A 25,315-nucleotide genomic window follows, 5' to 3' on the forward strand; every position below is an offset into this window, starting at 1 on the left:
CGGTCGCCGCGGGAGCCGGAGCGGGCTGCGGGGCCGTGCTGGCGTTGTCGTTGTTGTTGCTGCAGGCGGCGAGCACGAGCAGGGCGGAACACAGGAACGACAGACGCTTCAGCATGGTGATCCTCGGTACTTTGTCTGGCTTGGAACGGACACGCCGGCCTGGTGGCCGGCGTGTCGAAGGCGATTACTTCGCGGCGGCGGCGCCGGATGCGCCTTCGGCGGCGTGCAAGCCTTCAATGTAGCTGGCGACGGCGGCGATGTCCTTCGCGTCGAGCTTCTTGGCGATGCCCGGCATGATCTGCGCGTGCGCGTCGTCGCCCCAGGTGGTGCCGTCGTGCCACGACTTGAGGGTGGCTTCGATGTACTGCGCGTGCTGGCTGGCCAGCTGCGGGTAGATGGCGCCCGGATTGCCGCGGCCGTCGATGCTGTGGCACGCCATGCAGGCCGGCACACCCTTGGTGGTGTCGCCCTGGCGATAGAGCTGCTCGCCGCGCTCGACCAGCGCCTGGTCGGCCACGCCCGGCAGCGAGGCCTTGCTGGCGAAGTAGGCGCCGATGTCGTGCATGTCCTGCTCGGAGAGCGGGGTCGCCATGCCGAGCATGATCGGGTTCTGGCGCTTGCTGCCCTTGAAGCTGGTGAGCTGGCGAACGATGTAGGACTCCTGCTGGCCCGCGAGCTTCGGGTACTGGGCATCGCTGGAATTGCCATCCATGCCGTGGCAGGCGCCGCAGGCGGCGGCCTTGCCGGCGCCGGCGGCGGCATCGCCCGGCTTGACGGCGGCGGTGGCTTCGGCCGGCTTCGCCTGTTCGGCGCTGGCGGCGGCCGCAGGCTGCGCGGCGGTGGCCGCGGCGGCGGGCTTGGCTTCCTGGGCGAACACCACGCTGGAAGACAGCGCAAAGACGAGGGCTACGGCATAACCAACAACAGCGGGCCGGAAACCGGCGGGCCGAAAACTCATACACTTGTCTCCCGAAAAACTGCTATGGCTGCACGGCTCGCGCTGGCCTGCACGTCCGCAACTGGCAGAAACTAACGGATTATCTCCGCGTCACCTTAGCCGGTCAAACCATGTCCAATCCCTTGCAGGGCGCGCAGTTCGTGCTCGCCGCCCATCGAATCTCACAGCTTCCGCCGGATCACGGCGCCGAGGTGGCTTTTGCCGGCCGTTCCAATGCAGGCAAGTCCAGCGCGCTCAATGCGTTGACCGGCCATCGTGGGCTGGCGCGCACCTCCAAGACACCGGGTCGCACGCAGCAAATGGTCGCATTCTCGCTGCCGCCGCTGGCGCAGGGTGACGGCGAAGCGCCGCTGACGGTGCGGCTCATCGATCTTCCCGGCTACGGCTACGCGAAGGTACCCGAGGAGCTGCGCGCGCACTGGAAGCAGGAAATCGACGCCTATCTCCATCACCGGCGCAGCCTGCGCGGGGTCGTGCTGATTTCCGATATCCGGCATCCGATGAAGGAGTTCGACCGGATGATGCTGGAGTTCTGCTTCGCCACGCACCTGCCTTGCCACGTGCTGCTGACCAAGGCCGACAAGCTCTCGCGCAACCAGGCCGCGCAGGCCTTGGCGGCGCTGCGCAAGGATCTGGCGGCGGGCGGCACCCAGGCCACGGCGCAGGTGTTTTCCTCGCAGGCGCCGACCGGCGTGGACGAGGCGCGCGCGGCGATCGTGACCCTGCTGCAGACGCCGCGCGAGTAAGCCTCAGTCTTTGAGGCTCTCCATGAACACCGCGCAGAGCGCTTCCATGCCGGCGCGATCTTCGTCGTCGAAGCGGGCTACCGAAGGGCTGTCCACGTCCCATACGCCGAACAGGCGGCCATCGGCGCGCACCAGCGGCACCACGATTTCCGACTGCGACGCCGCGTCGCACGCGATATGGCCGTCGAAGTCATGCACGTCGCGCACGACCTGGGTCTCGCGCGCCTGCGCCGCCGTGCCGCACACGCCGCGACCGAGGGCGATGCGGATGCATGCCGGCTTGCCCTGGAACGGGCCGACCACCAGCTCGGTGCCGTCGTAGAGATAGAACCCGCACCAATTGAGGTCGGGCAGGCCGTGATAGACCAGCGCCGAGAAATTCGCCGCGTTGGCGATCATGTCGGGCTCGCCCTCGAGCAGGCCGCGCGCCTGCCGGCACAGGTCCTCGTAGTGTTCGCGCTTGCTCGCGTACGCCTGCGTGGATACTTCGAACATGGGCATGAGCCTCGCTGCCAAAGCACGTATTATGCGCCCGCATGGCGCGCGCCGGCACGACGGGCGCGCGCATCGGTTCCAGGCCGCCACCAGGGGACAGGCGCATGTCGACGTTCTTCGTAGCGGGTACCGACACAGGCATCGGCAAGACCCATGCGACCTGCGCGCTGCTGCATGCCGTGCGTGCGCGCGGTCTCAGTGCCTGCGGGATGAAGCCGGTGGCCAGCGGCAGCATCGAAACGCGGGAGGGCCTGCGCAACGACGATGCGCTGGCGCTGCAGGCGGCCAGCAGCGCGCCCATGCCGTACGAATGGATCAACCCCATCGCGCTGCGCGAGCCCTTGTCGCCGCACCTGGCGGCCGCCCACGAGGGGGTGGATATCCGCCTGGCCCCGCTGCGCGATGCATTCATGCGCCTGCGCGACATGCATGACGTGGTGATGGTCGAAGGTGTCGGCGGCTGGCTGGTGCCGCTGTCGCGCGGGCTGCTTGCCTCGGACATCGCGCGGCAATGGCAGCTGCCGGTGATCCTGGTGGTCGGCATGCGCTTGGGCTGTCTCAGCCATGCGCTGCTCAGCGCCCGTGCGATCGCCACCGACGGCTGCCGGCTGGTTGGATGGATCGGCAACCGCATCGACCCTGACATGGCGGCGGTGGAGGAAAACCTGGCGACGCTGCGCCAGCTGCTGCCCGCACCGTGCCTCGGCGTGCTGCCCTATGGCGAACCGCCCCAGGCCGCCTCGGCCTACCTGGATCTTGAAGCGGTCCTGGAGTGACTACACGCCGCGCCTGCCTGCATGGCGCGGCCGAACCGGAGACTCACCATGGCGATGCGCAGCCACTATTACCTGTCGATTGCCGACCTGTCCCACGCACGCGGGCCCGTGCCTGCGCTGAGCTATGACGGCGCCGGACCGGACGACCTCGCTGCTGCAGTGCAGGAAGCGTTGCGCACGCCGTCGCTGTTCGAGCGCTGGCGCGCCATGCAGGACGAGCCGGACGAGGTCGATCCCACGCTGGGGGCGACCGATCCCGCCGCCACCGTGAGCGCCCATGTCCACGACCTGCGCATCGACGTGGACCTCGTCACCGACCTGCCGATGAGCATCGTGCGGCACCGCCTGAACCTGCTGATCGGTTCGAGCTGGCAGCTGCGGGACATGCGCAAGGCCTGACGGGCGCTTTTTGTGGGAGCGCACCCTGTGCGTGACGCCCGAACGAAGATGATGCACCGCGGCGTTGCCAGTCGCGCACAGGGTGCGCTCCCACAAAGGCCAAATAGGGCAGGACTTCCAGCCCTTGGCACCCGCATCAAGGAATGGGTAGGCTCCGGGTTCATTTGTCCGCCCACCAGGGGAACCGAAGATGCTCCGTCTCCGCACACTCGTGATCGCCACCTCCATGGCGCTCGCCGCCTGTTCCCACCAGTCGAACGAGCAGGCCCAGCCGCCCGCTCCGGCCCCGGCCAGCACCGCGCCGGCCAAGGCTTCCACTGCCGCCGCCACGCCTGAGGTCAGTGCCGTGAATCCGTTCCTCGAACCCAGCACCCTGCCGTTCCAGGCACCGCCGTTCGACAAGATCAAGGACGGCGACTACCAGCCGGCGTTCGAAGAAGGCATGAAGCAGCACCTGGAGGAGATCAACAAGATCGCCGACAACCCGGAGCCGCCGACCTTCGAGAACACCTTCATCCCGATGGAGAAGTCGGGCCAGCTGATGACGCGCGTGATGCAGGCGTTCAACGCGGTGAGCGGCGCCAACACCAACGACACGCTGCAGAAGGTGCAGGAAGAGGAAGCGCCCAAGCTCGCCGAGCACCAGGACGCGATCGTGATGAACGACAAGCTGTTCAAGCGCATCGAGACCATTTACGAGCAGCGCGATTCGCTCAAGCTCGACCCGGAATCCAAGCGCCTGGTCGAAGTGACCTACAAGAACTTCGTGCGCGGCGGTGCCAAGCTGTCCGATGCCGACAAGGCGAAGCTGAAGGACCTCAACAAGGAAGAGTCCACGCTCAGCACGCAGTTCACCAACAAGCTGCTCGCCGCCACCAAGGCCGGCGCGCTGGTGGTGGACGACAAGAGCAAGCTCGATGGCCTGTCCGACGGCGACATCGCCGCGGCGGTGGAAGCGGCCAAGGCACGCAAGCTGGACGGCAAGTGGGTGATCCCGCTGCAGAACACCACGCAGCAGCCGGCGCTGCAGAGCCTCAACGATCGCGCCACGCGCGAGCAGCTGTTCAAGGCCTCGTGGGATCGCGCCGAGAAGGGCGACGCCAATGACACGCGCGACATGATTGCCCGCATCGCGCAGATCCGCGCCGAGCAGGCCAAGGTGCTGGGCTTCTCCAGCTATGCCGCATGGAAGCTGGAAGACCAGATGGCCAAGACGCCGGAGGCGGCGCTGGGCTTCATGGACAAGCTGGCCCCGGCCGCCACGGCGCGCGCCGAGCGCGAGGCCAAGGACATCCAGGACGTGATCGACCAGCAGAAGGGCGGCTTCAAGGTCGAGGCATGGGACTGGAACCACTACGCCGAGCAGGTGCGCAAGGCGAAGTACGACCTGGACGAATCGCAGATCAAGCCGTACTTCGAGCTGGACAACGTGCTGCAGAACGGCGTGTTCTACGCCGCCAACCAGCTCTACGGCCTGACCTTCAAGGAGCGCAAGGACATCCCCGTCTGGCAGCCGGACGTGCGCGTGTTCGAGGTGTTCGACAAGGACGGCTCGTCGCTCGCGCTGTTCTATTGCGACTACTTCAAGCGCGACAACAAGAACGGCGGCGCCTGGATGAGCAACCTGGTCGACCAGTCCAAGTTGATGGGCACCAAGCCGGTGGTGTTCAACGTCGCCAACTTCACCAAGCCCGCACCGGGCCAGCCGGCGCTGCTGTCGTTTGACGACGTGATCACCATGTTCCACGAGTTCGGCCATGGCCTGCACGGCATCTTCGCCAACTCGCAGTACCCGAGCTTGTCGGGTGCGGCCACCGCGCGCGACTTCGTGGAATTCCCGTCGCAGTTCAACGAGCACTGGGCCACCGATCCGAAGATCTTCGCCAACTACGCGAAAAACTACAAAACCGGCGAGCCGATGCCGGCCGAGCTGGTGGAGAAGATCAAGAAGTCGAAGACCTTCAACAAGGGCTACGACATGACCGAACTGCTTTCAGCCGCGCTGCTCGACATGAGCTGGCACAGCCTGGGCCCGGATGCGCCGAAGCAGGATCCGGACAAGTTCGAGGCCGAGGCGCTGGCCAAGGCCAAGATCAACCTGGGCTACGTGCCGCCGCGCTACCGCTCCAGCTACTTCCAGCACATCTGGGGCAACGGCTATGCCGCCGGTTACTACGCCTACCTGTGGACGGAAATGCTCGCCGATGACGCCTTCCAGGGCTTCGTTGACAAGGGCGGCATGACCCGCGCGAACGGCGACCGCTTCCGCGAGATGGTGCTCTCGCGCGGCAACACCGAAGAGCTGGCCAAGATGTACAAGGACTGGCGCGGCAAGGACCCGAGCATCGAGCCGATGCTGCTGAACCGTGGCCTGAAGGAAGCACCGCAGAAGAAGTGATGCGGCGTCATCCGTCGAGGAAAAAGGGCCGGCCCATGCCGGCCCTTTTCTTTTTCGCTGCAAGGCGTGCCCGACTGGATTTCGGTGCGCGTGCGTATCGGTGAACGCATCCTCACGCACCGCTCGTGATGCGTCGTGGGGCATCGCCTTGCGCACCGGGCGAGCGGCAAGGTACCTGGATCATGGGCCAGGGAACGGCCTCCCCGGCCGTGGCCTGCCTCATCAAGCCGGCCGGGACCGAGCCGGCCGGGCAGGGAATGCGGCCGATCCACGTAATTTTTCGGTTCCCATCCGGCTCCCGTCGGCGTCAAATGGAGGTCCGGCCAGCGGACCGGCCACCTGCCTACTCATGCGTGATCTCGAAGGGGGCATCCATGTCCACCGTAGCTGAGCCTCAGGTTTCTTCCGGCAAGCAGCCCGGCAAACCGCACCGCGCGTCAGGCCGGCACAAGGCGAAGGTGGCGGCCCCGCCGCCCGCACCGCTGGAGAGCATGTTGCCGCACAGCTTCAGGCACACGGTGGAAGACCGCGAGGCCATGGGCAAGGCGCTGCGCTCGGCATGCTCGCGCAAGGCCTTGGGCGGCTGGTCACCGACACACAAGCGTTTCGACCCCGTCGACGTGTTGATCGAAACCTCGAAAGGGCGTATCGAGGCGCTGGTGCCGATCCGCTACGGACGCATGATGGCGTCGCCATTCGCGTTCTACCGTGGCGCCGCGGCGATCATGGCGGGCGACCTTTCCACCACGGCGAACACCGGCATCCATCTGCAGATCTGCGGCGACGCCCACCTGGTCAATTTCGGCGGCTTTGCGACGCCCGAGCGGAAACTGGTGTTCGACATCAACGATTTCGACGAAACCGCGCCGGGCCCGTGGGAGTGGGACATCAAGCGCCTTTGCGCGAGCCTGGTGGTGGCGTCACGCGCCAATGGCTTCAGCGCGCAAGAGGCGAAGGACGCCGCGTGGGAGGCCGCATCCGCCTACCGCGATTACATGACCGACTATGCGGCGATGCCCTTGCTGGCGGCCTGGTACGACCATATCGATCTGCAGGACGTGATTGACCGCATGGAAGACCAGCAGCTCAAGAAAGTGGCGATCAAGAGCGTGCGCAAGGCGGTGGAACACACGGCGCATACCAAGGAGTTCGTCAAGCTGACCGTCGCCGGCGGCTCGCCGCCGCGCATCCAGGACGAGCCCCCGCTGGTCTATCACGACAATGCCTTGCAGAACGAGGTCAGCCAGGAAGATCGCCTGAAGGCGTTCGCTTCCTACCGCGAATCGCTCTCGCCGGAGCGACGCGTGCTGCTCGATCGCTTCGAGCCGATGGACACCGCGGTGAAGGTGGTCGGCGTGGGCAGCGTGGGCACCTATTGCGGCATCATGCTGCTGGTGTCGGGCAATGGTGATCCGTTGTTCCTGCAGTTTAAGGAAGCGCGCCAGTCGGTGATCGAGCCTTTCATCGGCAAGTGCCCCTACAAGCACCAGGGGCAGCGCGTGGTGACGGGGCAGCGTCTCATGCAATCGGCCAGCGACATGTTCCTCGGCTGGACGCAGGGCGCGAGCCGCGAGTTCTACGTGCGGCAACTTCGTGACGCCAAGGTGTCGCCGCAGGTGGAACTGATGAGGCCGTCCAATATGCGCCGTTACGGGCGTTTGTGCGCGCATGCCGTGGCGCGTGCGCATGCGCGATCGACCGACGCCATCGTGCTGGCCAGCTATCTCGGCAGGAGCGATGCGTTCGCCGATGCGATGGCGTCGTTCTCGGTCGCGTATGCCGACCAGAACGAGCGCGATCACGACGCCCTGGTCAAGGCCGCGAGGGCCGGACGGGTGGACGTCGCCACGATCCAATGATCCCGGCGGTCTTGCCGCGCCCACGATGAAATCCGCCTTGCCGCCCGGGTGGAGGCGGCTTCATTTCGTCCCGTGCAACGGTCGATGCAAGTGATTCACCGGAACGAGCGGGAAGCCGCTTCCGGGGGCGCGATCGCCTATTCGTCCAATTGGCCCTTCGACTGCGCTTCCACGAAGGCGGGGGCCGGCCAGACCGCCAGCCAGATGCCGCGGAACGGCTGGATGTACACGGCGTGCGCGTGGTCGAGCGCGGTCAGCCGGCGCGGGTAGGTGATGACCAGTCCGTCCGGGTGCTCCTGCGCCCAATGCCTGAGGTCGCCGATGCCGTGAAGCTGCGTCACGGGCTTGGTTAGACGGCCCAGGAAGGTGTACTGGCCATCGTTGGATTCGAGATTGGCCATCGGGTGCCCCTCCGCTTCCGCGCGGGCCAGCATGCCTGCGACCGGCGTGAAGTCGTACGCGGGCCAGATGGTGAGGGTGAAGAGGCCGTTGGCCGCGACGGCCGCGATGAGCCCGACCAGTGCAACACGATGGAGCGCCGCCTGTCGCGGGACGACCAGCAGTAGTGCCAGCATCAGGAAGAGCAAACCGAAGGGGATGCTGTAGGGCGCAAGCGAAACCCATGGGTGGTCGACGACATGGCCGCCGCGGATCAGTGTTTTAAGCAGGATCAGCGCAACGCCGCCCGTGCCAAGCGACAGAGCCAGCGGCCAGGGCTGCAGCCAGCCCGAATCCGTCGGGCGACGTTCGTGGAGAGACGCCAGCGCGGCGGCCATCAGCAGCGCCATGCCGGCGAACTCGGGCAACACGTAGTACGGCTGCTTGCCGCTGACGATCGAAAAGCCGATCAGCACGGGGCCAAGCCAGGCGAACAGGAAGCGCAGTCCGTCCTCGAACGGACGCCTCAGGGAAAGCAGTGCGGCCCAGGACCGCGGCCACAGCGCGAAGGGAAAGATCAGCACGGGAAGCAGCGGCACATACCACCAGAATGGTTCGGCATGGGCGAACGCATCGACCACGCGTCCCGCCGTCTGGTGGACCACCAGCCGTTGCCGGTAGGTTTCACCACCCGCATCGGCGGCAAGCAGGACCCAGCCCAGCAGCAACATGCCGCCGGCAAGCAAGGCGGCGGCACCCAGGCCATACCAGCGCCGGGCCTGTTGTTTCGCCCAGCGATTCCAATACGGGCCGAGCAGCCACGGAAATACCACGTGAAGCAGCATGACCGGTCCCTTGCCGAGCAGCCCAAGTCCGACCGCCAGGGCAAACCAGGCGAATCGTGGCGCTTCGTGTCCCGGCCTGGGCGTCAGGCACAGCAGTGCGGCCAGCACGCAGTTGGCCAGCAGCACTTCGTACATCACCTGCAGTCCGAACAGGAAGCCGAAGCTGAAAGCGGCGAGTATCCAGGGCGCTGTTTGCGCCACGACCGGACGCTGTGGAAACAGTCGCCGCGCCAACGCGGCCAGCAGCACGAGTTGCAGCGCGCCGAGCGCAACCTCCAGCAGGCGTGGCCAGACATCGCCGACGCCGCCGACCAGCCAGCCCAGGTGTATCAGCCACAGCAGCAACGGCGGCTTCTCGCTGTAGGGCACGCCGTTGAGATAGGGCACGATGAAACTGTGATGCGTCCACATCTCCCACGCCACCGACAGCGTGCGGGTGGAATACATCGGCATCGGCCCGTGCTGGAAGATCGCGACCAGTGCGGCCAGCAACCAGCACCAGAGCCACGGCGCCTTCGCGGCCCCGTGCCGGATGTCTTGTAGCGATGGTGTGCGACGAAGTAGGGGTGAGACAGTCATGGTCGCACTAAGGGCCCGCGCAGAAAGAGGAAATTGGTCCTGCGTTGAAACGTGCGGCGTGCGCAAACATCTTGCACGTCATCGGCGCCTGTCGATGCCGCCCCAGTCCTCGACCGCTCCGGCAGGCACGATGCCGCCACGACAGGACGAAGCCACGGCATCGAGACGATAGAGACGCCAGTCACGCCCGCTGGTCATGCCCATGTCGATCGTCGAAGCCTTGTCGATGCATGGCGCCATGACATCGGAAAGGATCAACACCCAGCGTTGCCCTGGCGCTTGTTCCTGCCAGCGGATCGCATCGGCCAATTGCTCGTGCCAGGGCGTCACGAATCCGAAGTCGGTCACCTTGCGCGGGAAGGCCAGGGGCAGCTCCTCCTTCCAGGCCACCAGGGCGAGTTCCGCATGGGGGCCGATGGTCTGCTCGACGCGTTCGACCAGCGGCGCCTGCGAACTCGCGCGAGCCAGCAGTGGCGCCACCCACAAGCCCCACGCCAGCCAGAGCCCGGCGAGAGCCGCGATCAACGCCATGCCGGCGCGACGCAGGCGGAAGACGAGTACGCACAGCAGCAACCACAGTCCAATGACGACGAATGCCAGCCACAGGGAAGACGCCCGCGTGTCCAGCTGCCGCGCCTGTGCAAAGCGCAGGGTCCAGGCGGAGGGATGCAGCAAGCCCTGCAGGCCGAGTACTAACGCGGGCAACGCCAGCACGAGGACGAAGGCCAGCGCGAGCCAGCGCGCCCAGCGCCGCTGCAGGATGTCGCGCAGGAACGGGCCGGCACACAGTGCCAACAAGGGCAGGGCCGGCATGATGTACACGTCGCGCTTGGCGCGCGTCAGGCTGAAGAACACGATCAGCAGGGCAGCCCACGTCAGTGGCAGCAGGAAGCGCGCGTCGCGTGCGCGCAGCCGTTGCCACCACGCCGGCAACAGCCCCGGCGTGGCCAGGCTGAGCGGCAGCCACGAGGTGAAGACCACTTCGAGGTAGAACCACGGCGGCTGGAAACTGTTCCAGGGGTGCATGTAGCGATGCACCGTCTGGTTGACGAAGATGTCGTTGGCGTAATCGCGGGCAGCGACGCTGTCGTGCGTTCCCAGGTAGATGCCGAGCGGCACCAGCCAGCACGCGATCGCGGCGGCGAAGGCCAGCGCTGCAACCACCCAGGTCGATACGCGCTCCGGAGTGATGGCAACACCCTGCCAGCGGTATCTGCGTGCGGCCAGCCAAGGCGCCAGCATCAGGAAGGCGAGCACGCCCACGCCCTTGGTGATCACGCCCAAGCCTGCCGCGAAACAACCAAGCCACAACGCACGGCGATCCGGCCCCAGCAGGAAATGCCTGAGCAAACCGGCATTGGCGGCAGTAAGAAAGAACGTCACGGTGGGATCGATCTGCCCGCGCTTGGCCTGGAATACGAACTGCACCGTGCTCAACAAGGCGAGCGCCGCCCACGCACCCGCGCGATGTCCCCATAGTCGCCGCCCCAGGTCGTAGACCAGCCACAGCGTGCCCAGCGAAGCCAGCAGCGAAGGAAGCAGGAAGGCCACCTGCCAGTTGCCGGTGAGCGTGTATGACGCGGCCTGCATTGCCATGAACGTGGGCGGCTTGTCCGAATACCAATCGCTGCCGCGATGGGGAATCAGCCAGTTGCCGGACGCCACCATCTGATGGGCCACCAGCGCGAATCGCGGCTCGTCGGAGGGCGTGGGCGTGCGCATGCCAATACCCGCGGCCAGTAGCAGCAACGCCAGCAACATCAGCAGCCAGCGCTCACGACGCTCCTGGCGTAGCGAACCCGCGGCTTCCTCGATCAGCGGTGACTCGGCACGTTCATCCACGGAAGCAATCGCCATCAGTGCGATAGCCCGAGGCTGCCCAGGCCGGTGGCATCGTTCCAGTCGAGCGAGGCGTCGGTGGCCGCGGCATGGCCGATGGAGCCGTCGGGTCCGAGCAACTCCGGGAAATGGCGCATCACGTGTTCGGCGGCCTCTCGCGCGGACAGTCCATGGGTCATCAGCGGGCAGCTGCCCAGCCCGTAAGGGGCGTACACGGATGCATCGGTCACGCAGAACATGCCTACCGTGGGCACCTTGGAGGCGACGGCGAGATGCATCACGCCGCAGTCGGCCGTGATCATCAGGTCCATGCCTGCCATCACCGCGCCCATGCGCCGGATGTCGGACGAGTAATAGCCCGGCCACGCTTCGCCAAGCATGGAGTGCCCGTGCATGGGAATGAGTTCCAGCAGCCGCGACTGCGGACTCATGGCCCCCAGCGCCTCGATGAACTCGCTCCACCAACTGGCCGGGTAGCGCTTGGCGCCCGTCGCGTTCGCGAAGATGCCGATGACCGGCGCCAACGTGCCCTGGTGCGAAGGTGGCAGCAACTGCGCAATCACCGCGCGGCCGTGGGCGCGCTCTTCGTCGGCCAGGCGAATGTCCAGCGAAGGATACGCATCCGTCGTCCCGCTCTCGTCCGCATGGCGGCCGCATGCCCAGCGCAGCAGGTTGATGGGACGCTGCGCCATGTGCGCGCGGGCGACTGACGTCGGTACCGCGTGCGTCAGGCCCGAACGCGCGGCATCGTCGCTGAAGCCAAGCTTGAAGCGGCCGCTCAGGAATTTCGTCAGCACGCGACTGAAGCCGGAGCCGAGGCAGGGATCAATGATCAGGTCGTACTGGGTCTTGCGAATGCGCAGCAACTTCCCAAGGAAGGGAATCGGGCGCTTGAATCCGCGCTTGGGCAGGCAGTACACGTTCTTGATGCTGAAGAACGTGCTGAACACCTCTTCGGCGATCGAGCCCTCGGAGAGGATGTCGATCTCCGCCCCCTTGTACAGCCGCTCGAGTTCCGTGATCAGCGGGGTCAACAGGATGGTGTTGCCGAGCCGATGATTCGGCCGGCAAACGAGGATGCGATAGACGCCTTTTTTCGGCAGGGGATCCTGCACTGCACGAACGCCAGTCTTCTGCACGCGACACCAATACGTAAGAACGTTGTCATTGGGTTAAGTCATCGCGTCCTGCGTCAACTTCTTTCGAAGTGGTTGAAATGGGCCTGCCGTGGTCGCCTGGAGTATCGGTGTCGCTTACTTTCGGGAAGCTTATACATCGGGCTGGTCGCCCCGTTGAGTGGCGATCCCGCGGAAAATGCCAACGTAAAGAGGGCTCTTCTTAAGGTTTGGGACAGAATCGCTGCGGACGTCCAAACGCCATGCGTCAAATGGAGGCTAAGCGCTGCATCACGATCTTGCGATTGCCTGCCGGGGTTGCTTCTTGCGCGGCGCAGCTTGGATGAAAAGCCGGTCATGCGTCATCGAGTGCTTGCCTTTGCTTCGCCATGGCCAGCCCGTGCTTCCTTGCATGCATGGTGATCGGCGCGCCGTTTGGGACTCGATCCTGACAAGCGCCAAGCTCGCTCTCGCCATTTCTGCCTTGACCTGAATCAGGGTGCGAACGCGCCTTTCCCCCAGAAGATACGGCCGGTCATCCACTTCAGCGCATGCCTGCGTTGCGGGCCGTGGTGATGGCATCCGGCACTGCCTCATCCGCGTCACATTCCCTTCGGCCGACAAGGTTCACCGCCACCATGACCCCTGAGCTGCCTCGACCTGCATGGCGTGACGAGCTTGTCGACGAATACGCGGCCTTGTCGGAGCGGCTTTCATCGCGGATCCCATGCTTCGAGGTGCCCCTGCATCTTCCCTGGATCGATGCGATCAACCGGCTGAAGAAGCAACGCGGCGCCGTGATCATGGCGCACAGCTACCAATCGCCGGAAATCTTCCATGGCGTGGCCGATGTCACCGGCGATTCGCTCGGGCTGGCGCAGGCAGCGAGCGAGTGTGACGCGGACCTGATCCTGCTGTGCGGTGTCCATTTCATGGCCGAGAGCGCCAAGATCCTCGCGCCGAACAAGACGGTGCTGATTCCCAGCCTCGAGGCGGGCTGTTCGCTCGCGTCTTCCATCACCGCCGAGGACGTGCAGGGCTTGCGCCGTCGACACCCGGGCGCACCGGTCGTGAGTTACGCCAATACCTCGGCCGCCGTGAAGGCGGAGTCCGACGCGGTCTGTACGTCGGCCAATGCGGTGCAGGTGGTCGAATCGATGGGTGCGGACAAGGTGATCTTTCTTCCCGACCAGTTCCTGGGCCGGCACGTGGCGGCGCAGACAACGGTTGAGCTGGTGTTGTGGAGCGGTCGCTGCGAGGTGCACGAGAAGTTCACCGTGTCGCAGGCACGTCACGCGCGCGAGCAGTTCGATGCTCGACTGGTCGCGCACCCCGAATGCTCCCCCGACGTCTTGGCCGAAGTCGACTTCGTCGGCTCGACCACGGCCATGGGCCGTTGGCTCGAACAGGAAAAGCCGGCGCGCGTCGCCTTGATCACTGAGTGCTCGATGGCGGACAACCTGCGCGTGCAATTTCCCGCCATCGAATTCGTCAAACCCTGCCAGCTGTGCCCCCACATGCAGCAGATCACCTTGCCGAACATCTACGCCGCCTTGCGGGATCTCCAGCACGAGGTGGATGTGCCGGAACCGATCGCCGATCGCGCACGGGTCGCGCTGCGGCGCATGCTCGACATCGGCAGGCGTGAGGCGGTCCGTTGAATCCGCAGCGGCCACTGGTGGTCGTGGGCGGTGGCGTGGCAGGCATGGCCGTCGCCCTCGCCGCTGCCCCCATGCCGGTGCAATGGCTGTGCCGTTCGCGCCACGGGGACGGGACGGCCAGCATCCTGGCGCAGGGTGGCATCGCGGCGGCGCTTGGCGCCGGCGACAGCGCTGCCGATCACGTGGCGGACACGCTGGCAGCCGGAGCGGACCACAACAATGCCGCCATGGTTCGCTGGCTTTGCACGCAAGCGCCGGCGGCGATCGACTGGCTGGTGTCGTTGGGCGTGAAGTTCGACCGTGACGCCCGCGGGCACCTGCAGCTGGGTCGCGAGGGCGGGCATCGTGCCTCGCGCATCGTGCATGCCGGGGGTGATGCCACCGGCGCGGAAGTGACACGCGCCATGTACCGCAAGCTGGGGGAAGACCCGCGCGTCCATTGCCGTGAGGGCGTGGACGTCGACGCACTGCTGTTGCGTGGCGGACGGGTATGCGGCGTGCGTGTGCTTGGCGCCGACGGTGCCGAGGAAATCGAAGCGTCCGCCGTGGTGCTCGCCACGGGTGGCATCGGCGCCGCGTTCGCGCGAACCAGCACTCCCTGCGGCGCCGACGGCAGTGGCCTGGCGCTGGGAATGCGCGCCGGTGCGGCGGTGCGTGACCTGGAATTCATGCAGTTTCATCCCACGGCGCTGGACATCCGGGACAGACACACTCTTCCGTTGATTACCGAGGCGCTGCGCGGCGCGGGTGCGAACCTGGTGGATACATCGGGTTCGTCGTTGATGCGTGGCGTACACGCGCAGGGCGATCTTGCACCGCGCGACGTGGTGGCCAGGCGCGTATGGCGGGCGTTGCACGAAGGCCGTGGCGCATGGCTGGACGCACGCCGGGTGGAAGGAGACTGGCAGCTGCGCTTCCCCACCGTATTGGCGGCCTGCCTTGCCCACGGCATCGATCCGCGCCGCGAGCGCATTCCCGTCACGCCCGCGGCGCACTTCCACATGGGCGGGCTGTCTACCGACCTCGATGGCAGCACGACCGTACCCGGCCTGTATGCCGTGGGCGAGACAGCCTGCAACGGTGTGCATGGCGCCAACCGGCTCGCCAGCAACTCGCTGCTGGAAGGGGTGCTTTGCGGGCGGCGCCTGGGCCGACTCCTCTCGCGCCTCCCGCAGGTGCAACCCAGGGGCGCGCATGCCTGGCGCGAACGCGGCGACGCGCTGCCCGAAGCGATGCAGCGCGAGTTGCGAAACCTCCTGTGGCAGGCGGCCGGCCCGGTGCGGGACGAATCCGGGCTGCGCAACGCCATGCTGGGCTGCGCGGCATGGCAGCAGCACGGCTGGCAGGCGCGACTGGCGCATGCCCTGCTCGCGGCGGCACGCCAGCGGCGCGAGAGCCTGGGAGCGCACTATCGCAGCGATGATGTGCGTTCGCCCGCCGCGGCCACGCCGCTCGCGGGTGCGAGCTAGCCTTCGGCCTTCGCGTCGCGGGAGGAGACGAGGCGCAGGAACGCTTCGTGCTGGTAGCGGCTCATGCGCAGCTTCTGGCCCGTATCCATGGTGACGACATGGTGGCCGTTGAACCATGGATGGATGGCCTGCACGCGGCGCATGTTGATGATCGCCGAGCGATGGATGCGCGCGAACTGCCGTGGATCGAGTCGCGCGGCCAGCGATGACATGGTCTCGCGCAGCTCATGGACGCGGTCGCCCAGGTGCAGGAGCACGACGTTGCCGCTGGCCTTGATCCACACGATGTCGTCCACGCCGACGAAGGCGATGTGTTCGTTGATGCGCACCGGCAGCCGTTCGACGTATTGGTCGCGCTGGCGAAGCGCATCCAGCGCCTGCAGGATCCGGGAGGACGACACGTCCGTGGGGTTCGCGCGGTCGGCCAGCCGGCTCTTCACGCGCGCCATGGTGTGGGCGAAGCGCTCACGGCTGAACGGCTTCACCAGGTAATCCACGGCATTGGCTTCGAATGCCTTCACCGCGTACTGCTCATGGGCCGTGACGAACACGATGGCCGGCATGCGTTCCGCGCCGATCGCGGCAACGACGTCGATGCCGCTAAGCGCGGGCATCTGGACGTCCAGGAAAACGAGGTCGGGCGACTGCTGGCGGATGGCCTGCACGGCCGACGAGCCGTCGCCGCATTCGCCGAGCAACTCGATATCCGGATCGTTGCCCAGTTGCCGCACGATCGCGCGGCGCGCCAAAGGCTCGTCGTCGACGACCAGCGCGGTGATGGTCATGCCGCCGCTACCTCGGGAGCGTCGTCGGGTTCCTCGATCTCATGAAACGGCAGGCGCAGCCGGCATACCACGCCCTGCGGCCAGATCATCTCGAGCCGCACGCCGGCGGCGTCGCCATAGAGCTCGCGCAGGCGCAGTGCGGTGTTGGAGAGCCCGATGCCATGTCCCGAGGCCGCGGCGGGGCCAGTCTCCAGGGTGCTGTTGCGATTGCGCACGTCGATGCAGAGGCTGTCGCCTTCGCGGCGGCTCTCGATCTCGATGCAGTCCGAACCGACGCGCTCGCCGATGCCGTGGCGGATCGCGTTCTCGACGATCGGCTGCAGGATCAGGCTGGGCACCGCGCCACGCAGCGTGTCCGGGCTGACATAGATCTGCGTGGTCAGGCGATCCTTGAAGCGCATGCGCTGGATGCCGAGGTAGAGATCGAGCAGCACCAGTTCGCGGCGCAGGCTGATTTCCTGGCCGTCGTGGTCTTCGAGAAACGCGCGCAGGAGGTCGCTCAGGCGCATCAGCATGTCTTCGGCCGACAACGCATCCTCATCCAGCAGCGTGGCGATGGCGTGCAGCGTGTTGAACAGGAAGTGCGGCTGCAATTGCGACTTGAGCGCCTGCAGCCGCGACTGCGCCAGTTCGGCGCTGAGGCGGCTGGTCTCCAGCTCGCGGCGCGCTTTCTCTTCGTGGAAGGCCATGGCCTGCCGGATCGCGAACAGCGCCCAGTACGTGAGCAGCCCCGTGGCGAAATGTTGTCCGATGAAATACCACAGCTGCTGCGTGAAGCCGCTGGGCTCGAACACGGTGGAAACAACGGCGCCGATCACCATGGCCAGCATGGTCACGCCCAGGCTGAGCGGCAGTTGCCTGCCCAGTCCGCGCAGCCGCAATGGCGCGCGGATGGGATGCTTCTCGGCGAGACGAAACACCCATGGCGCCAGCGCGGCCCAGGTGTACCACTGGATCATGCTCCAGCGGATGTAGTCCCAGGTTGACCACACGTGGTGGTTGTCCACGATGTCGCGCAGCAGCTCCTGCGCGCCGAACATCACGGCCACGGCCGTCCACAGCCCGATGTACTGGGCCAGGCCGATGTCCGTGTTGCCGAGGCGCACCTTCATCGCAGTCTGTCCCGCCGGATCGTGCCCGCATCTTAGGCGCAGGTTTGCGCGAAAAAAAGCAAACGTCGGCGCCACTACGATTCGTCACGCCGCTACGACGATTCGTCCCGCGGCGCTTCCGCGGCAGGGCGGAACGCGCTCCGATGTCGCCGCGGGCCGTCCGCATGGTGCCTGGATGGGACGGTCTCGACACGATCGCCCATGGGAGCCTTGCCATGCCTGTCCGTCGTCTCGTCCTTCCTGTCATGTTGATGGCCGCCGGGTTTTGCGCCGCAGGCGCCGCGCCTGGCGCACACGCCGCGGATGCCGGTGCAAAGCAGACCTCCGCGCGTCACTTCCGCCTCGTCAATGCGACGTTCGACAGCGTGACGGCCTTCGCCGTGGCGCCCGCCGGAAGCGACGCTTACGTGGAAGCGCCCTTCGCTTCGCCGCTGCAAGGCGGGCTGAGCTCGGCCACGGTAAGCGTGCCCGCCGGCGAATGCGTGCGCGATGTGCGCGTGACCTTCCTCAACGGACGCGTCGAAAGCTACCCGGGCCTGGATATCTGTCGCCACAGTGGACTGCGCTTGACCAGCGGCGGCGGCAGGCCGTTTCGGCCGGAACGGCTGGTGGCCGGTGACTGAAACGCCGGTCGTGACCGCGTTCGCGGGGCAGCTGCCGCAGAAAGCACGAACCCCGCGCGAGGGCGGGGTTCGTGTCGTGCATGCGCAGGATGCCGATCAGTAGGCGAACTCGCGGAACACCGGGTCGACGCTGCCGTTCCATGGGCCATGGAACAGCTCGAGCTTGCGCTCGGCCGGCGTCTGGTTTGCTTCCACGATTTCGATCAGCGGCTCGAGGAAGATGCTTTCATCGGCGCCGCTGCGATTGAGCCTGGCGCGACGCTTCAGGCCGTGGGAGGCGATCTTCAAGGTTTCGCTGGCCAGTTCGCGCACGGTATGGCCGCGGAAAGGCAGCTTCAGCGCCTGGCGCGGCACGCCGTCGCGCAGCGCCTGCCGTTCGGCGCGGGTGAAATCCTTCACCAGGTCCCATGCGGCGCCGAGCGCGTCGTCGTCGTAGAGCAGGCCGACCCAAAGGGCGGGCAGCGCGCACAGGCGGTTCCACGGGCCGCCGTCGGCGCCGCGCATTTCCAGGTACTGCTTGAGGCGCACTTCCGGGAAAGCGGTGGTGAGATGGTCGGCCCAGTCCTTCAAGGTGGCGCGCACGCCGGGCAGCGCCGGCAGGTCGCCGGCCATGAAGCGCTTGAAATCCTGTCCCGAAAGATCGGTGTAGGTGCCGTTCTGGTAGCTGAAGTACATCGGCACGTCGAGCATGTAGTCGACGTAGCGCTCGTAGCCGAAGCCGTCCTCGAACACGAAATCGAGCATGCCGGTGCGATCCGGGTCGGTGTCTTCCCACACGTGCGAGCGGTAGGAGAGATAGCCGTTTGGACGGCCATCCGTAAACGGCGAGTCGGCGAACAGCGCCGTGGCGATCGGTTGCAGCGCCAGGCTGGTGCGGAACTTTCGCACCATGTCGGCTTCGCTGTCGAAGTCGAGGTTCACCTGCACGGTGCAGGTGCGGGTCATCATGTCCAGGCCGAGGTTGCCGACCTTGGGCATGTACTCGCGCATGATCTTGTAGCGGCCCTTGGGCATCCACGGCATTTCCTCGCGGCGCCACTTGGGCTGGAAGCCCATGCCGAGGAAGCCGATGCCGAGATCGTCCGCGATCGAGCGCACCTCGGTCAGGTGCGAGTTGACCTCGCTGCAGGTCTGGTGGATCGATTCCAGCGGCGCGCCGGACAGTTCCAGCTGGCCCGCGGGCTCCAGGGTGATCGAGGCCTTGTCGCGTGACAGGGCGACCGGGTTGTCGCCCTCGCGGGCGATCTCCCAGCCATAGCGGGCAGCCAACTGCTCCAGCAGCACGCGGATGCCGCGTTCGCCTTCGAAGGTCGGGGGGCGCAGGGTGTCGGTGAGGAAGCCGAACTTCTCGTGCTCGGTGCCGATGCGCCAGGCATCGCGGGGCTTCTCACCGGCGGCAAGGTAATCGGTGAGCTGCTGGCGGCTGCCGATCGGCGTGCTCTTGACGGCACTGGGTATGGACACGGGGGACTCCTGTCAAAGGCTGCCCCCACTTTGGGGGTGGACTGGCCAAATTCAAAGTGCCACCCGTGGCAGGCGTGTTTCAGCTGACCGGGGGAAAGTCGATGCGCATGCGGGTGCCGCGCCCGGTGCTGCCGTCCAGGATGCTCAGGCGAGCGTTGTGGACCCGCGCCACCTCGTCGACGATGGCCAGCCCGAGGCCGCAGCCATCGGTCTGGTTGCCGCTGCCGCGGTAGAAGCGTTCGCGCACCTTGGCACGCTCTTCGGGCGCGATGCCGCTGCCGCTGTCGTCCACCTCGAGGAACGGGTGGCCCCGCTCCATGCCGCAGCGGACCGTGATGTTGCCGCCTGCCGGGGTATGGCGGATGGCGTTGTCCATGAGGTTGCCCAGCAGTTCGTGCAGCAGCCAGTACACGCCGTTGACCTGCGCCGGTTGGCTGTCCGCGCCAAGGTCGATGCCTTGCGCGATGGCGCGATCGAGCGAGCTGTCGATCACTTCGCCGATCAGCTTGGGCAATTCGATCAGGGCGAAATGGCTGGAGCGGTGCGCGGAAGGTTCGGCGCGGGCCAGCGTCAGCAATTGGTTGGCGGTATGCGCCAGGCGATCCACGCCGCCGTGGAGCAGGGCGATGCGCTCCTGCAACGGGCCGCCGGCGGTGTCGCGCGCGAGCACTTCCAGCTGCGCCTTCAGGCCGGTCAGCGGCGTGCGCAGCTGATGGGCCGCGTTCGCCATGAAGTGCTGCTGCGAAAGCACCGAGTCGCGGACCCGGCCCAGCAGGTTGTTGAGCGATTCCACCAGGGGCAGCACTTCGCTGGGCACGTCCTGCGTCGACAGCCGGGTCAGCGCCTGCTGCGGACGGCGGGCCAATTGCCGGCTGAGCCGCTGCAGCGGCCGCAGCGCGATGCGGATGCCGACCAGCGCGATGACCAGCACCAGCACCATCTGCACCGTGTCGTTGATCAGGAATGCCACATCCAGGCGATGCACGGCGCGATCACGCCGCGCGGGCGTTTCCGCCACGGTGACGACCAGCGGCTCGCCGGTTTCGCTGGTGCGGTAGCTGGCGAGGCGGAAGGCATCGTTGTGGTAGGTGAGGTTGGTGTAGCTGAAGCCGTCTTCCGAGCCGCTGTCGGGAGCCAACGGCAGGTCGGGGGTGCCGGCGATGGTGCGGCCGTCGGGCAGGCTGACGCGATAGAAGAAGTGCTCGTCCGACATCGCGCGCAGCGGCGGCGGCGGATGTTGCGGCAGGGCCACTTCAGGCGTGCCGTCCTGCCCCGGGCGGATGCGCGCCACGATCGCCAGCGCCGAACGCGACAGCGAATGATCGAACGCGTTGTGGATCGGCGTGACGATGACGTGGTGGTCGACCGCCACGCCCGCCACCAGCAGCAGGAACAGGGGTATCAGCAGGTAGCTCAGCAATCGTCCGTGGACGCTGGCGGGGCGACGGGTCTCAGCCATCTTCGAGGCGATAGCCCAGCCCGCGGATGCCGCGCACCGTGGCCGAGCTGCCCAGCTTGCTGCGCAGGCGCGACACGTGCACCTCGATGGCGTTGCCCGAAATGTCCTCGCTCCAGCCGGTGATGGCCTGGGTCAGGCGCTCCTTGCTCACCACGCGACCGCTGTGGTGGGCCAGGCATTCGAGGATCGACCACTCGCGCCGGGTCAGTTCCAGCACCTCGCCCTTCTCGTTCAAGGCGCGGCGACCGGCCAGGTCGATGCGCAGCCCGCCGATCACGATCTCGTTGGCGGCGGCCGCCGTGGCGCGGCGGATCAGGGCCCGGCAGCGCGCCGCCAGCTCGGGCAGGGCAAACGGCTTCACCAGATAGTCGTCGGCGCCCAGGTCGAGCGCGTTGATGCGGTCGTCCAGGCCGTCGCGCGCGGTCACGATCAGCAACGGCAGCGAACTGCCGCTGCGGCGCAGTTTGCGCACCAGCGACAGGCCGTCTTCGCCGGGCAGGCCCAGGTCGACGATGGCCAGGTCATAGTGCGAATCGGCCAGGCGCGCCGCCACCGATTCGGCGTCAGGCACGGCATCGACCACATAACCGGAACCCACCAGCCCGCGGCTGATGGCATCGGATACCAGGGAATCGTCTTCGACCAGCAGGATACGCATAGGGCACACGGATGGATGAATAGCCCGCATGCTAGCAGGCGACCCTTCCAGCCGCCTTACTGAACGCGCCCCCGGCAAGGGCGGAGCGCCCCGCTGTCCATCCAAAAAAGAAGCGGCGAATCCCTCGCCGCCGGTGTGCCGGGAGCTGCTGACAGCTGGATCGATCACGGGAGGGTGTACGAACCGTACTCCCGGAAGAGGTCACCTGAAGGCTTCCCCGGGCTGGCCCGGGGAAGCGTTGATAGGGAGTGGTCCTTCAGCTCCCTGTTGCGGGGACTGATAAGCGTCAGAAGTCGTAGCTGACGCCGAACTGCACGTAGCGCGGGGTGGTGTAGAACAGCGGCACCTTGTACTGCGGCGAGGCCTGGCCCGGACCCGAAGTCGACGTGCCGTACAGCTCGGTCGCACGTTGCTGGTCGAGCAGGTTGTAGACCTGCACCGAGAACGCCAGCTTGTGCTGCGCCCAGTCCGGACGGTATTCGGCGTTCAGGCTCAGGATTTCCGTCCAGGGCGTGCGGCCGGTGGAGCCCGGAGGCGCCGGCGTGCCGTTGGGACCACAGAAGTGATACGACGCGCCGTAGTTGTAGTCGTCAGCCTGCTGCGGACCGAAATAGCTCAGGCAAACGACGGGCGTGCCGGACAGGATCTGCACGTTCGCACCCACCAGCCATTCTGGCGTCACCTGGTAATAGCCGTACGCCTTGATCTGGTGGCGGCGGTCGTTGGCCTGGTCACCATTGGCGTAGGTCATCACACCCTTGTTGTCCCAGTCCTCGGTCTGCGATACGTCGGCCTGACCGATATCCGAGCGCACCGAGCCTTCGGTGTTGCCGTAGCTGTGCGACCACGTGTACATGATCTTGGCGTACCACTTGCCGTCGAATGGATGCTCCAGGTAGGTATCCAGCGCGACGTACTTGCGCAGCAGCGACGGCATGCCCAGCGCCGACCACGGCACGACCATGGTGCCGTAGCCTCCAGTGGCCAGCGGCACGTTGATGTCGGCGGTGCGCCCCGGGTTCATGATGTAACAGCCCGAACCCTCCGCCGCATTTTCGTCGAAGCCTTGGGAGGCGCCGACCGCGCCGAACGTCGGGTAATCACAGACGTCGTCCAGATCGTTGCGCAGTACGCGGTAGGTGCCCTTGGCGCCGGCCGTCCACTTCTCGCCGAACATCTCGAACGCCTTGTCCACGCCGGCGATGTACTCGTCCTGGTATTCCGCCTTCACGTTGCTGCTGGTGACGGTCTTGGGATCGGGCGGCTGGCCGTATTCCTTGTCGGCGGACACGCCGGGATACACGTCCTGCGGAATCTGGGCCAGCCCGGTCGGTGCGCCCGTCGCCGGATCGATGCCGGTATAGGTGAAGTACTGGCGCGTGTACGTGCTGCCCGCGGCGCCGCGAATCGCCACGTTGGTGGGTTCGTCCAGGTAGTAGCGGCCCGCATTGCCGTAGACCTTGAGCGACGAATCGCCGTAAACGTCCCAGCTGGCGCCGATGCGCGGTGCCCAGTTGGGCTTGCCCAGGCGGATGTACGGCACGCTATCGGGGTTGTAGTTGGTGAATTGGTCGTTGCGCAGGCCCAGGGAAAGCAGCACGCGGTCGTTGACCTGCCACTGGTCCTCGATGAACTGCGCGCGTTGCTTCACGTGCACTACGGCCGCGCCGGTGGTGTAGATGTACTTGTCGACGTAATAGCCATTGCCGCCTGGCGCGCCGACGCCGGCTCCGGCCGCCGTGCTGATGGGCGTATTCGGGTCGCCAAAGCCGTACTCCCACGAGTAACCCGGGCCCGGCTCAATGTTGCCGATGTCGTACGAGGACACATTGAGGTTATCGATGCCCACCGTGATCGAGTGGCTGCCGAGCTTGTAGTTCAAGTCAAGACGGTAGTTGGTGGTGCGGTCGTGCGCGTCCGGGTTGGAAACGGAACCGGAAGTCTGCGGGCCCACGATGGGGATGCCGCCGGTGTACGCCGGATCCTGGTTTTCCGCGCCGAGAATGCGCGATTCCGGACCGCCGCCGGAGTTGCTGTAGCTGATCTGCTTCATCTTGCCGTACAGCGCATCGACCGTGAGGCTGTCGGTGATGTAGCCGGTGTACTTGGCAATCCACACATCGGCGCCGTTCTTGGTGGCGACATCCGGGCCGAGATAATTGCCGTAGCTGCCCTTGCTCGGGCCTGGGCCGTAGTTGTAGGCGTAGGTGTTGCCGCTGTACTCGGTCTTGTTGGACGCGCCGGTCAGCTCGAGGATGTTGTTGTCGGTGATGTTCCAGTCGACCTTCGCGTACCACTTCGGATCGGAGTACGAGTAGTTCTTCACCGTGCCATTGGCCACGGTGCCGACGTTGACGCCGTTCTGCTGCTGATAGCCTTCGACGGCGCCGAACACGTACAGCTTGTCCTTGATCAGCGGACCGCCGAAGTAGGCGTCATACGTGTAGGTGGACTGGTTGTTGTTGTCCTGGCGGTAGCGATACAACTGGCCGTTGGACAGGTAGTAGTTGTCCGGGTTGCTCTGCGCCCAGCTCGGTTGATAGAGCACCTGGCCGCCGAAGTGCCAGTCGTTGGTGCCGCGCTTGCCGACCTGGTTGATCACGCCGCCGTCGGAACGGCCATAAGCGGCACCGTAGCCACCGGTGAGCACCTGTTCCTGGTCCACCGCACCGTAGGGCAGGGTGAGGCCGCCGAAGTTGTGTAGCGGATCGCTCGTATTGAAGCCGTTGATGTAATACGCGTTCTCGGCCACGGAAGAACCGCCGAACGAATTGAGCACCTGGCCGGTGGAGCTGGTGAAGTAGCCGCTGCCGGTGTTGACGCCGGGCGCCAGCGTGGCGATCGCTTCGGCACTGCGCTGCAACGGCAGCTTGGCCAGCTGTTCCGAGGTGATCACGGTGCGCGAATCGACCTGGCTGACGTCGATCGCCGGCAGCGCGTTGGCCATCACGGTAACGGCGCCGAGGCTCTTGGCGTCTTCCGAGGCGGCGGCGGCAAACGACACCTGCGTGCCCGCGCCCACGACGAGCGTGACGTTCGAGCGCGTCTCGACGACATTGCCGTCCTTTTTCAGGCTGACCTTGTAAGTGCCCAGCGGCAGGCTGGCGGCGGAGTAGCGACCGTTCGCATCGATGGGGACTTCGCGGCTGACGCCGCTGTCGCTCTGGATCAGCACCGTTTCGCCGGCGGCGACCGGCGCGGTACCGAAGATCGAACCCGTTGAACTCTGTGCGACGACCGGGCCGGCCAGCGTGACGCCCGCGGCGACCGCCACGGCAAGCGCCGTGCGACGCAGCGCGGCCCCGCGGTTCATTTGTACAAATCGTTGGATGGACATGCTCTCCCCTTGGACCTAAGTGGTACGACTCAATGCGGACTGGTCCGGTCGCGCGGGTGCACGCCACCGCAACCCGTGCAGGCACGGATTGGCTGATCAGTCCTTTTTTTCCCCAAGTAAGACGCCGTGCCGTTGGCCGGCGCCTGGCGGAATGACTGCGCGGCGGCCTAGCTGGCGGCGCTCAACGCGCTGGCGATCGCCTGGGCGACCCCGTGGTGTTGCGAAACAAGCGGATGACGGTTCAACGGCATGACACACACCCTTCCGAGAAGCCCTGGTCCGCCACGCGGACCAGAGCCATCAAGCAAGTGCGAATTCTGGACAAGCGAGCCCGCGCCATTCCGTTACGGAATGGCCTGA

The 25,315-nt window shown here is 66.2% G+C and carries 19 protein-coding genes; 8 read left to right on the plus strand and 11 right to left on the minus strand.

The window, feature by feature from the left end; all coding sequences use genetic code 11:
- Nucleotides 1-184 precede the first annotated feature (184 nt).
- A complete protein-coding gene (locus JMF82_RS11570) occupies nucleotides 185-958 on the minus strand; it encodes a c-type cytochrome (RefSeq protein WP_201314732.1) in 774 nt (257 codons plus the stop codon).
- Between the two features lie 110 nt (nucleotides 959-1,068).
- On the opposite strand from JMF82_RS11570, the gene yihA reads away from it, so the two are divergent.
- Nucleotides 1,069-1,704: a ribosome biogenesis GTP-binding protein YihA/YsxC gene (gene yihA, locus JMF82_RS11575; RefSeq protein ID WP_201314733.1), complete on the plus strand. Its 636-nt coding sequence runs from the start codon at nucleotides 1,069-1,071 to the stop codon at nucleotides 1,702-1,704.
- Nucleotides 1,705-1,707: 3 nt separating this feature from the next.
- On the opposite strand, the gene JMF82_RS11580 is transcribed toward yihA, so the two are convergent.
- The gene (locus JMF82_RS11580) at nucleotides 1,708-2,199 is read right to left on the minus strand and encodes a GAF domain-containing protein (RefSeq protein ID WP_201314734.1); all 492 of its coding nucleotides are present in this window, start codon (nucleotides 2,197-2,199) and stop codon (nucleotides 1,708-1,710) included.
- 104 nt (nucleotides 2,200-2,303) lie between these two features.
- Between JMF82_RS11580 and bioD the strand changes: the two genes are divergently transcribed.
- From bioD to JMF82_RS11600, 4 genes are all read left to right on the plus strand, one after another.
- Nucleotides 2,304-2,975 carry a dethiobiotin synthase gene (gene bioD, locus JMF82_RS11585; protein ID WP_201314735.1) on the plus strand — a complete coding sequence of 224 codons (672 nt, stop codon included), beginning with the start codon at nucleotides 2,304-2,306 and terminating at the stop codon, nucleotides 2,973-2,975.
- A 48-nt stretch (nucleotides 2,976-3,023) separates the two neighbouring features.
- On the plus strand, nucleotides 3,024-3,374 hold the full coding sequence (locus JMF82_RS11590; protein ID WP_201314736.1) for a hypothetical protein: 351 nt from the start codon (nucleotides 3,024-3,026) through the stop codon (nucleotides 3,372-3,374).
- A 190-nt stretch (nucleotides 3,375-3,564) separates the two neighbouring features.
- Complete coding sequence (gene dcp, locus JMF82_RS11595; protein ID WP_201314737.1) at nucleotides 3,565-5,772, plus strand: peptidyl-dipeptidase Dcp; 2,208 nt, start codon at nucleotides 3,565-3,567, stop codon at nucleotides 5,770-5,772.
- Nucleotides 5,773-6,146: 374 nt separating this feature from the next.
- On the plus strand, nucleotides 6,147-7,631 hold the full coding sequence (locus tag JMF82_RS11600; RefSeq protein WP_236585428.1) for a DUF2252 domain-containing protein: 1,485 nt from the start codon (nucleotides 6,147-6,149) through the stop codon (nucleotides 7,629-7,631).
- Between the two features lie 137 nt (nucleotides 7,632-7,768).
- Here the strand turns inward: JMF82_RS11600 and JMF82_RS11605 are convergent, their stop codons facing one another.
- From JMF82_RS11605 to JMF82_RS11615, 3 genes are all read right to left on the minus strand, one after another.
- Nucleotides 7,769-9,433 (minus strand): glycosyltransferase family 39 protein, encoded by a 1,665-nt coding sequence (locus JMF82_RS11605; protein WP_201314738.1) that lies wholly within the window; start codon nucleotides 9,431-9,433, stop codon nucleotides 7,769-7,771.
- 78 nt (nucleotides 9,434-9,511) lie between these two features.
- Nucleotides 9,512-11,290 (minus strand): glycosyltransferase family 39 protein, encoded by a 1,779-nt coding sequence (locus tag JMF82_RS11610; protein WP_201314739.1) that lies wholly within the window; start codon nucleotides 11,288-11,290, stop codon nucleotides 9,512-9,514.
- Nucleotides 11,290-12,411, minus strand: a complete 1,122-nt coding sequence (locus tag JMF82_RS11615; protein ID WP_201314740.1) for a glycosyltransferase family 9 protein — start codon at nucleotides 12,409-12,411, stop codon at nucleotides 11,290-11,292. The genes JMF82_RS11610 and JMF82_RS11615 overlap by 1 nt, the downstream gene beginning before the upstream one ends.
- A gap of 614 nt (nucleotides 12,412-13,025) precedes the next feature.
- Here JMF82_RS11615 and nadA point away from each other — a divergent pair.
- Both nadA and nadB read left to right on the plus strand, forming a co-directional pair.
- Complete coding sequence (gene nadA, locus JMF82_RS11620) at nucleotides 13,026-14,048, plus strand: quinolinate synthase NadA (protein WP_201314741.1); 1,023 nt, start codon at nucleotides 13,026-13,028, stop codon at nucleotides 14,046-14,048.
- Nucleotides 14,045-15,517: an L-aspartate oxidase gene (nadB, locus tag JMF82_RS11625; RefSeq protein ID WP_236585429.1), complete on the plus strand. Its 1,473-nt coding sequence runs from the start codon at nucleotides 14,045-14,047 to the stop codon at nucleotides 15,515-15,517. The genes nadA and nadB overlap by 4 nt, the downstream gene beginning before the upstream one ends.
- On the opposite strand, the gene JMF82_RS11630 is transcribed toward nadB, so the two are convergent.
- Together JMF82_RS11630 and JMF82_RS11635 are read right to left on the minus strand one after the other, a co-directional pair.
- Nucleotides 15,514-16,302, minus strand: a complete 789-nt coding sequence (locus JMF82_RS11630; RefSeq protein WP_201314742.1) for a response regulator — start codon at nucleotides 16,300-16,302, stop codon at nucleotides 15,514-15,516. The two genes, nadB and JMF82_RS11630, sit on opposite strands and share 4 nt — an antisense overlap.
- Nucleotides 16,299-17,414: a histidine kinase gene (locus JMF82_RS11635; protein WP_201314743.1), complete on the minus strand. Its 1,116-nt coding sequence runs from the start codon at nucleotides 17,412-17,414 to the stop codon at nucleotides 16,299-16,301. The genes JMF82_RS11630 and JMF82_RS11635 overlap by 4 nt, the downstream gene beginning before the upstream one ends.
- Nucleotides 17,415-17,629: 215 nt before the next feature.
- Between JMF82_RS11635 and JMF82_RS11640 the strand changes: the two genes are divergently transcribed.
- Nucleotides 17,630-18,037: a hypothetical protein gene (locus JMF82_RS11640; protein ID WP_201314744.1), complete on the plus strand. Its 408-nt coding sequence runs from the start codon at nucleotides 17,630-17,632 to the stop codon at nucleotides 18,035-18,037.
- A gap of 96 nt (nucleotides 18,038-18,133) precedes the next feature.
- Here the strand turns inward: JMF82_RS11640 and JMF82_RS11645 are convergent, their stop codons facing one another.
- The 4 genes from JMF82_RS11645 to JMF82_RS11660 form a co-directional block, all read right to left on the minus strand.
- A complete protein-coding gene (locus tag JMF82_RS11645; RefSeq protein WP_201314745.1) occupies nucleotides 18,134-19,501 on the minus strand; it encodes a glutamate--cysteine ligase in 1,368 nt (455 codons plus the stop codon).
- A 79-nt stretch (nucleotides 19,502-19,580) separates the two neighbouring features.
- A complete protein-coding gene (locus JMF82_RS11650) occupies nucleotides 19,581-20,960 on the minus strand; it encodes a sensor histidine kinase (protein WP_201314746.1) in 1,380 nt (459 codons plus the stop codon).
- Entirely contained in the window at nucleotides 20,953-21,618 is a 666-nt protein-coding gene (locus tag JMF82_RS11655; protein ID WP_201314747.1) for a response regulator, read from the minus strand. The genes JMF82_RS11650 and JMF82_RS11655 overlap by 8 nt, the downstream gene beginning before the upstream one ends.
- 286 nt (nucleotides 21,619-21,904) lie before the next feature.
- Nucleotides 21,905-24,931, minus strand: coding sequence for a TonB-dependent receptor (locus JMF82_RS11660; protein ID WP_236585430.1), 3,027 nt, complete (start codon nucleotides 24,929-24,931; stop codon nucleotides 21,905-21,907).
- Nucleotides 24,932-25,315 lie beyond the last annotated feature (384 nt).

This window comes from Dyella sp. EPa41, from assembly GCF_016586165.1.
GTDB lineage: Bacteria > Pseudomonadota > Gammaproteobacteria > Xanthomonadales > Rhodanobacteraceae > Dyella.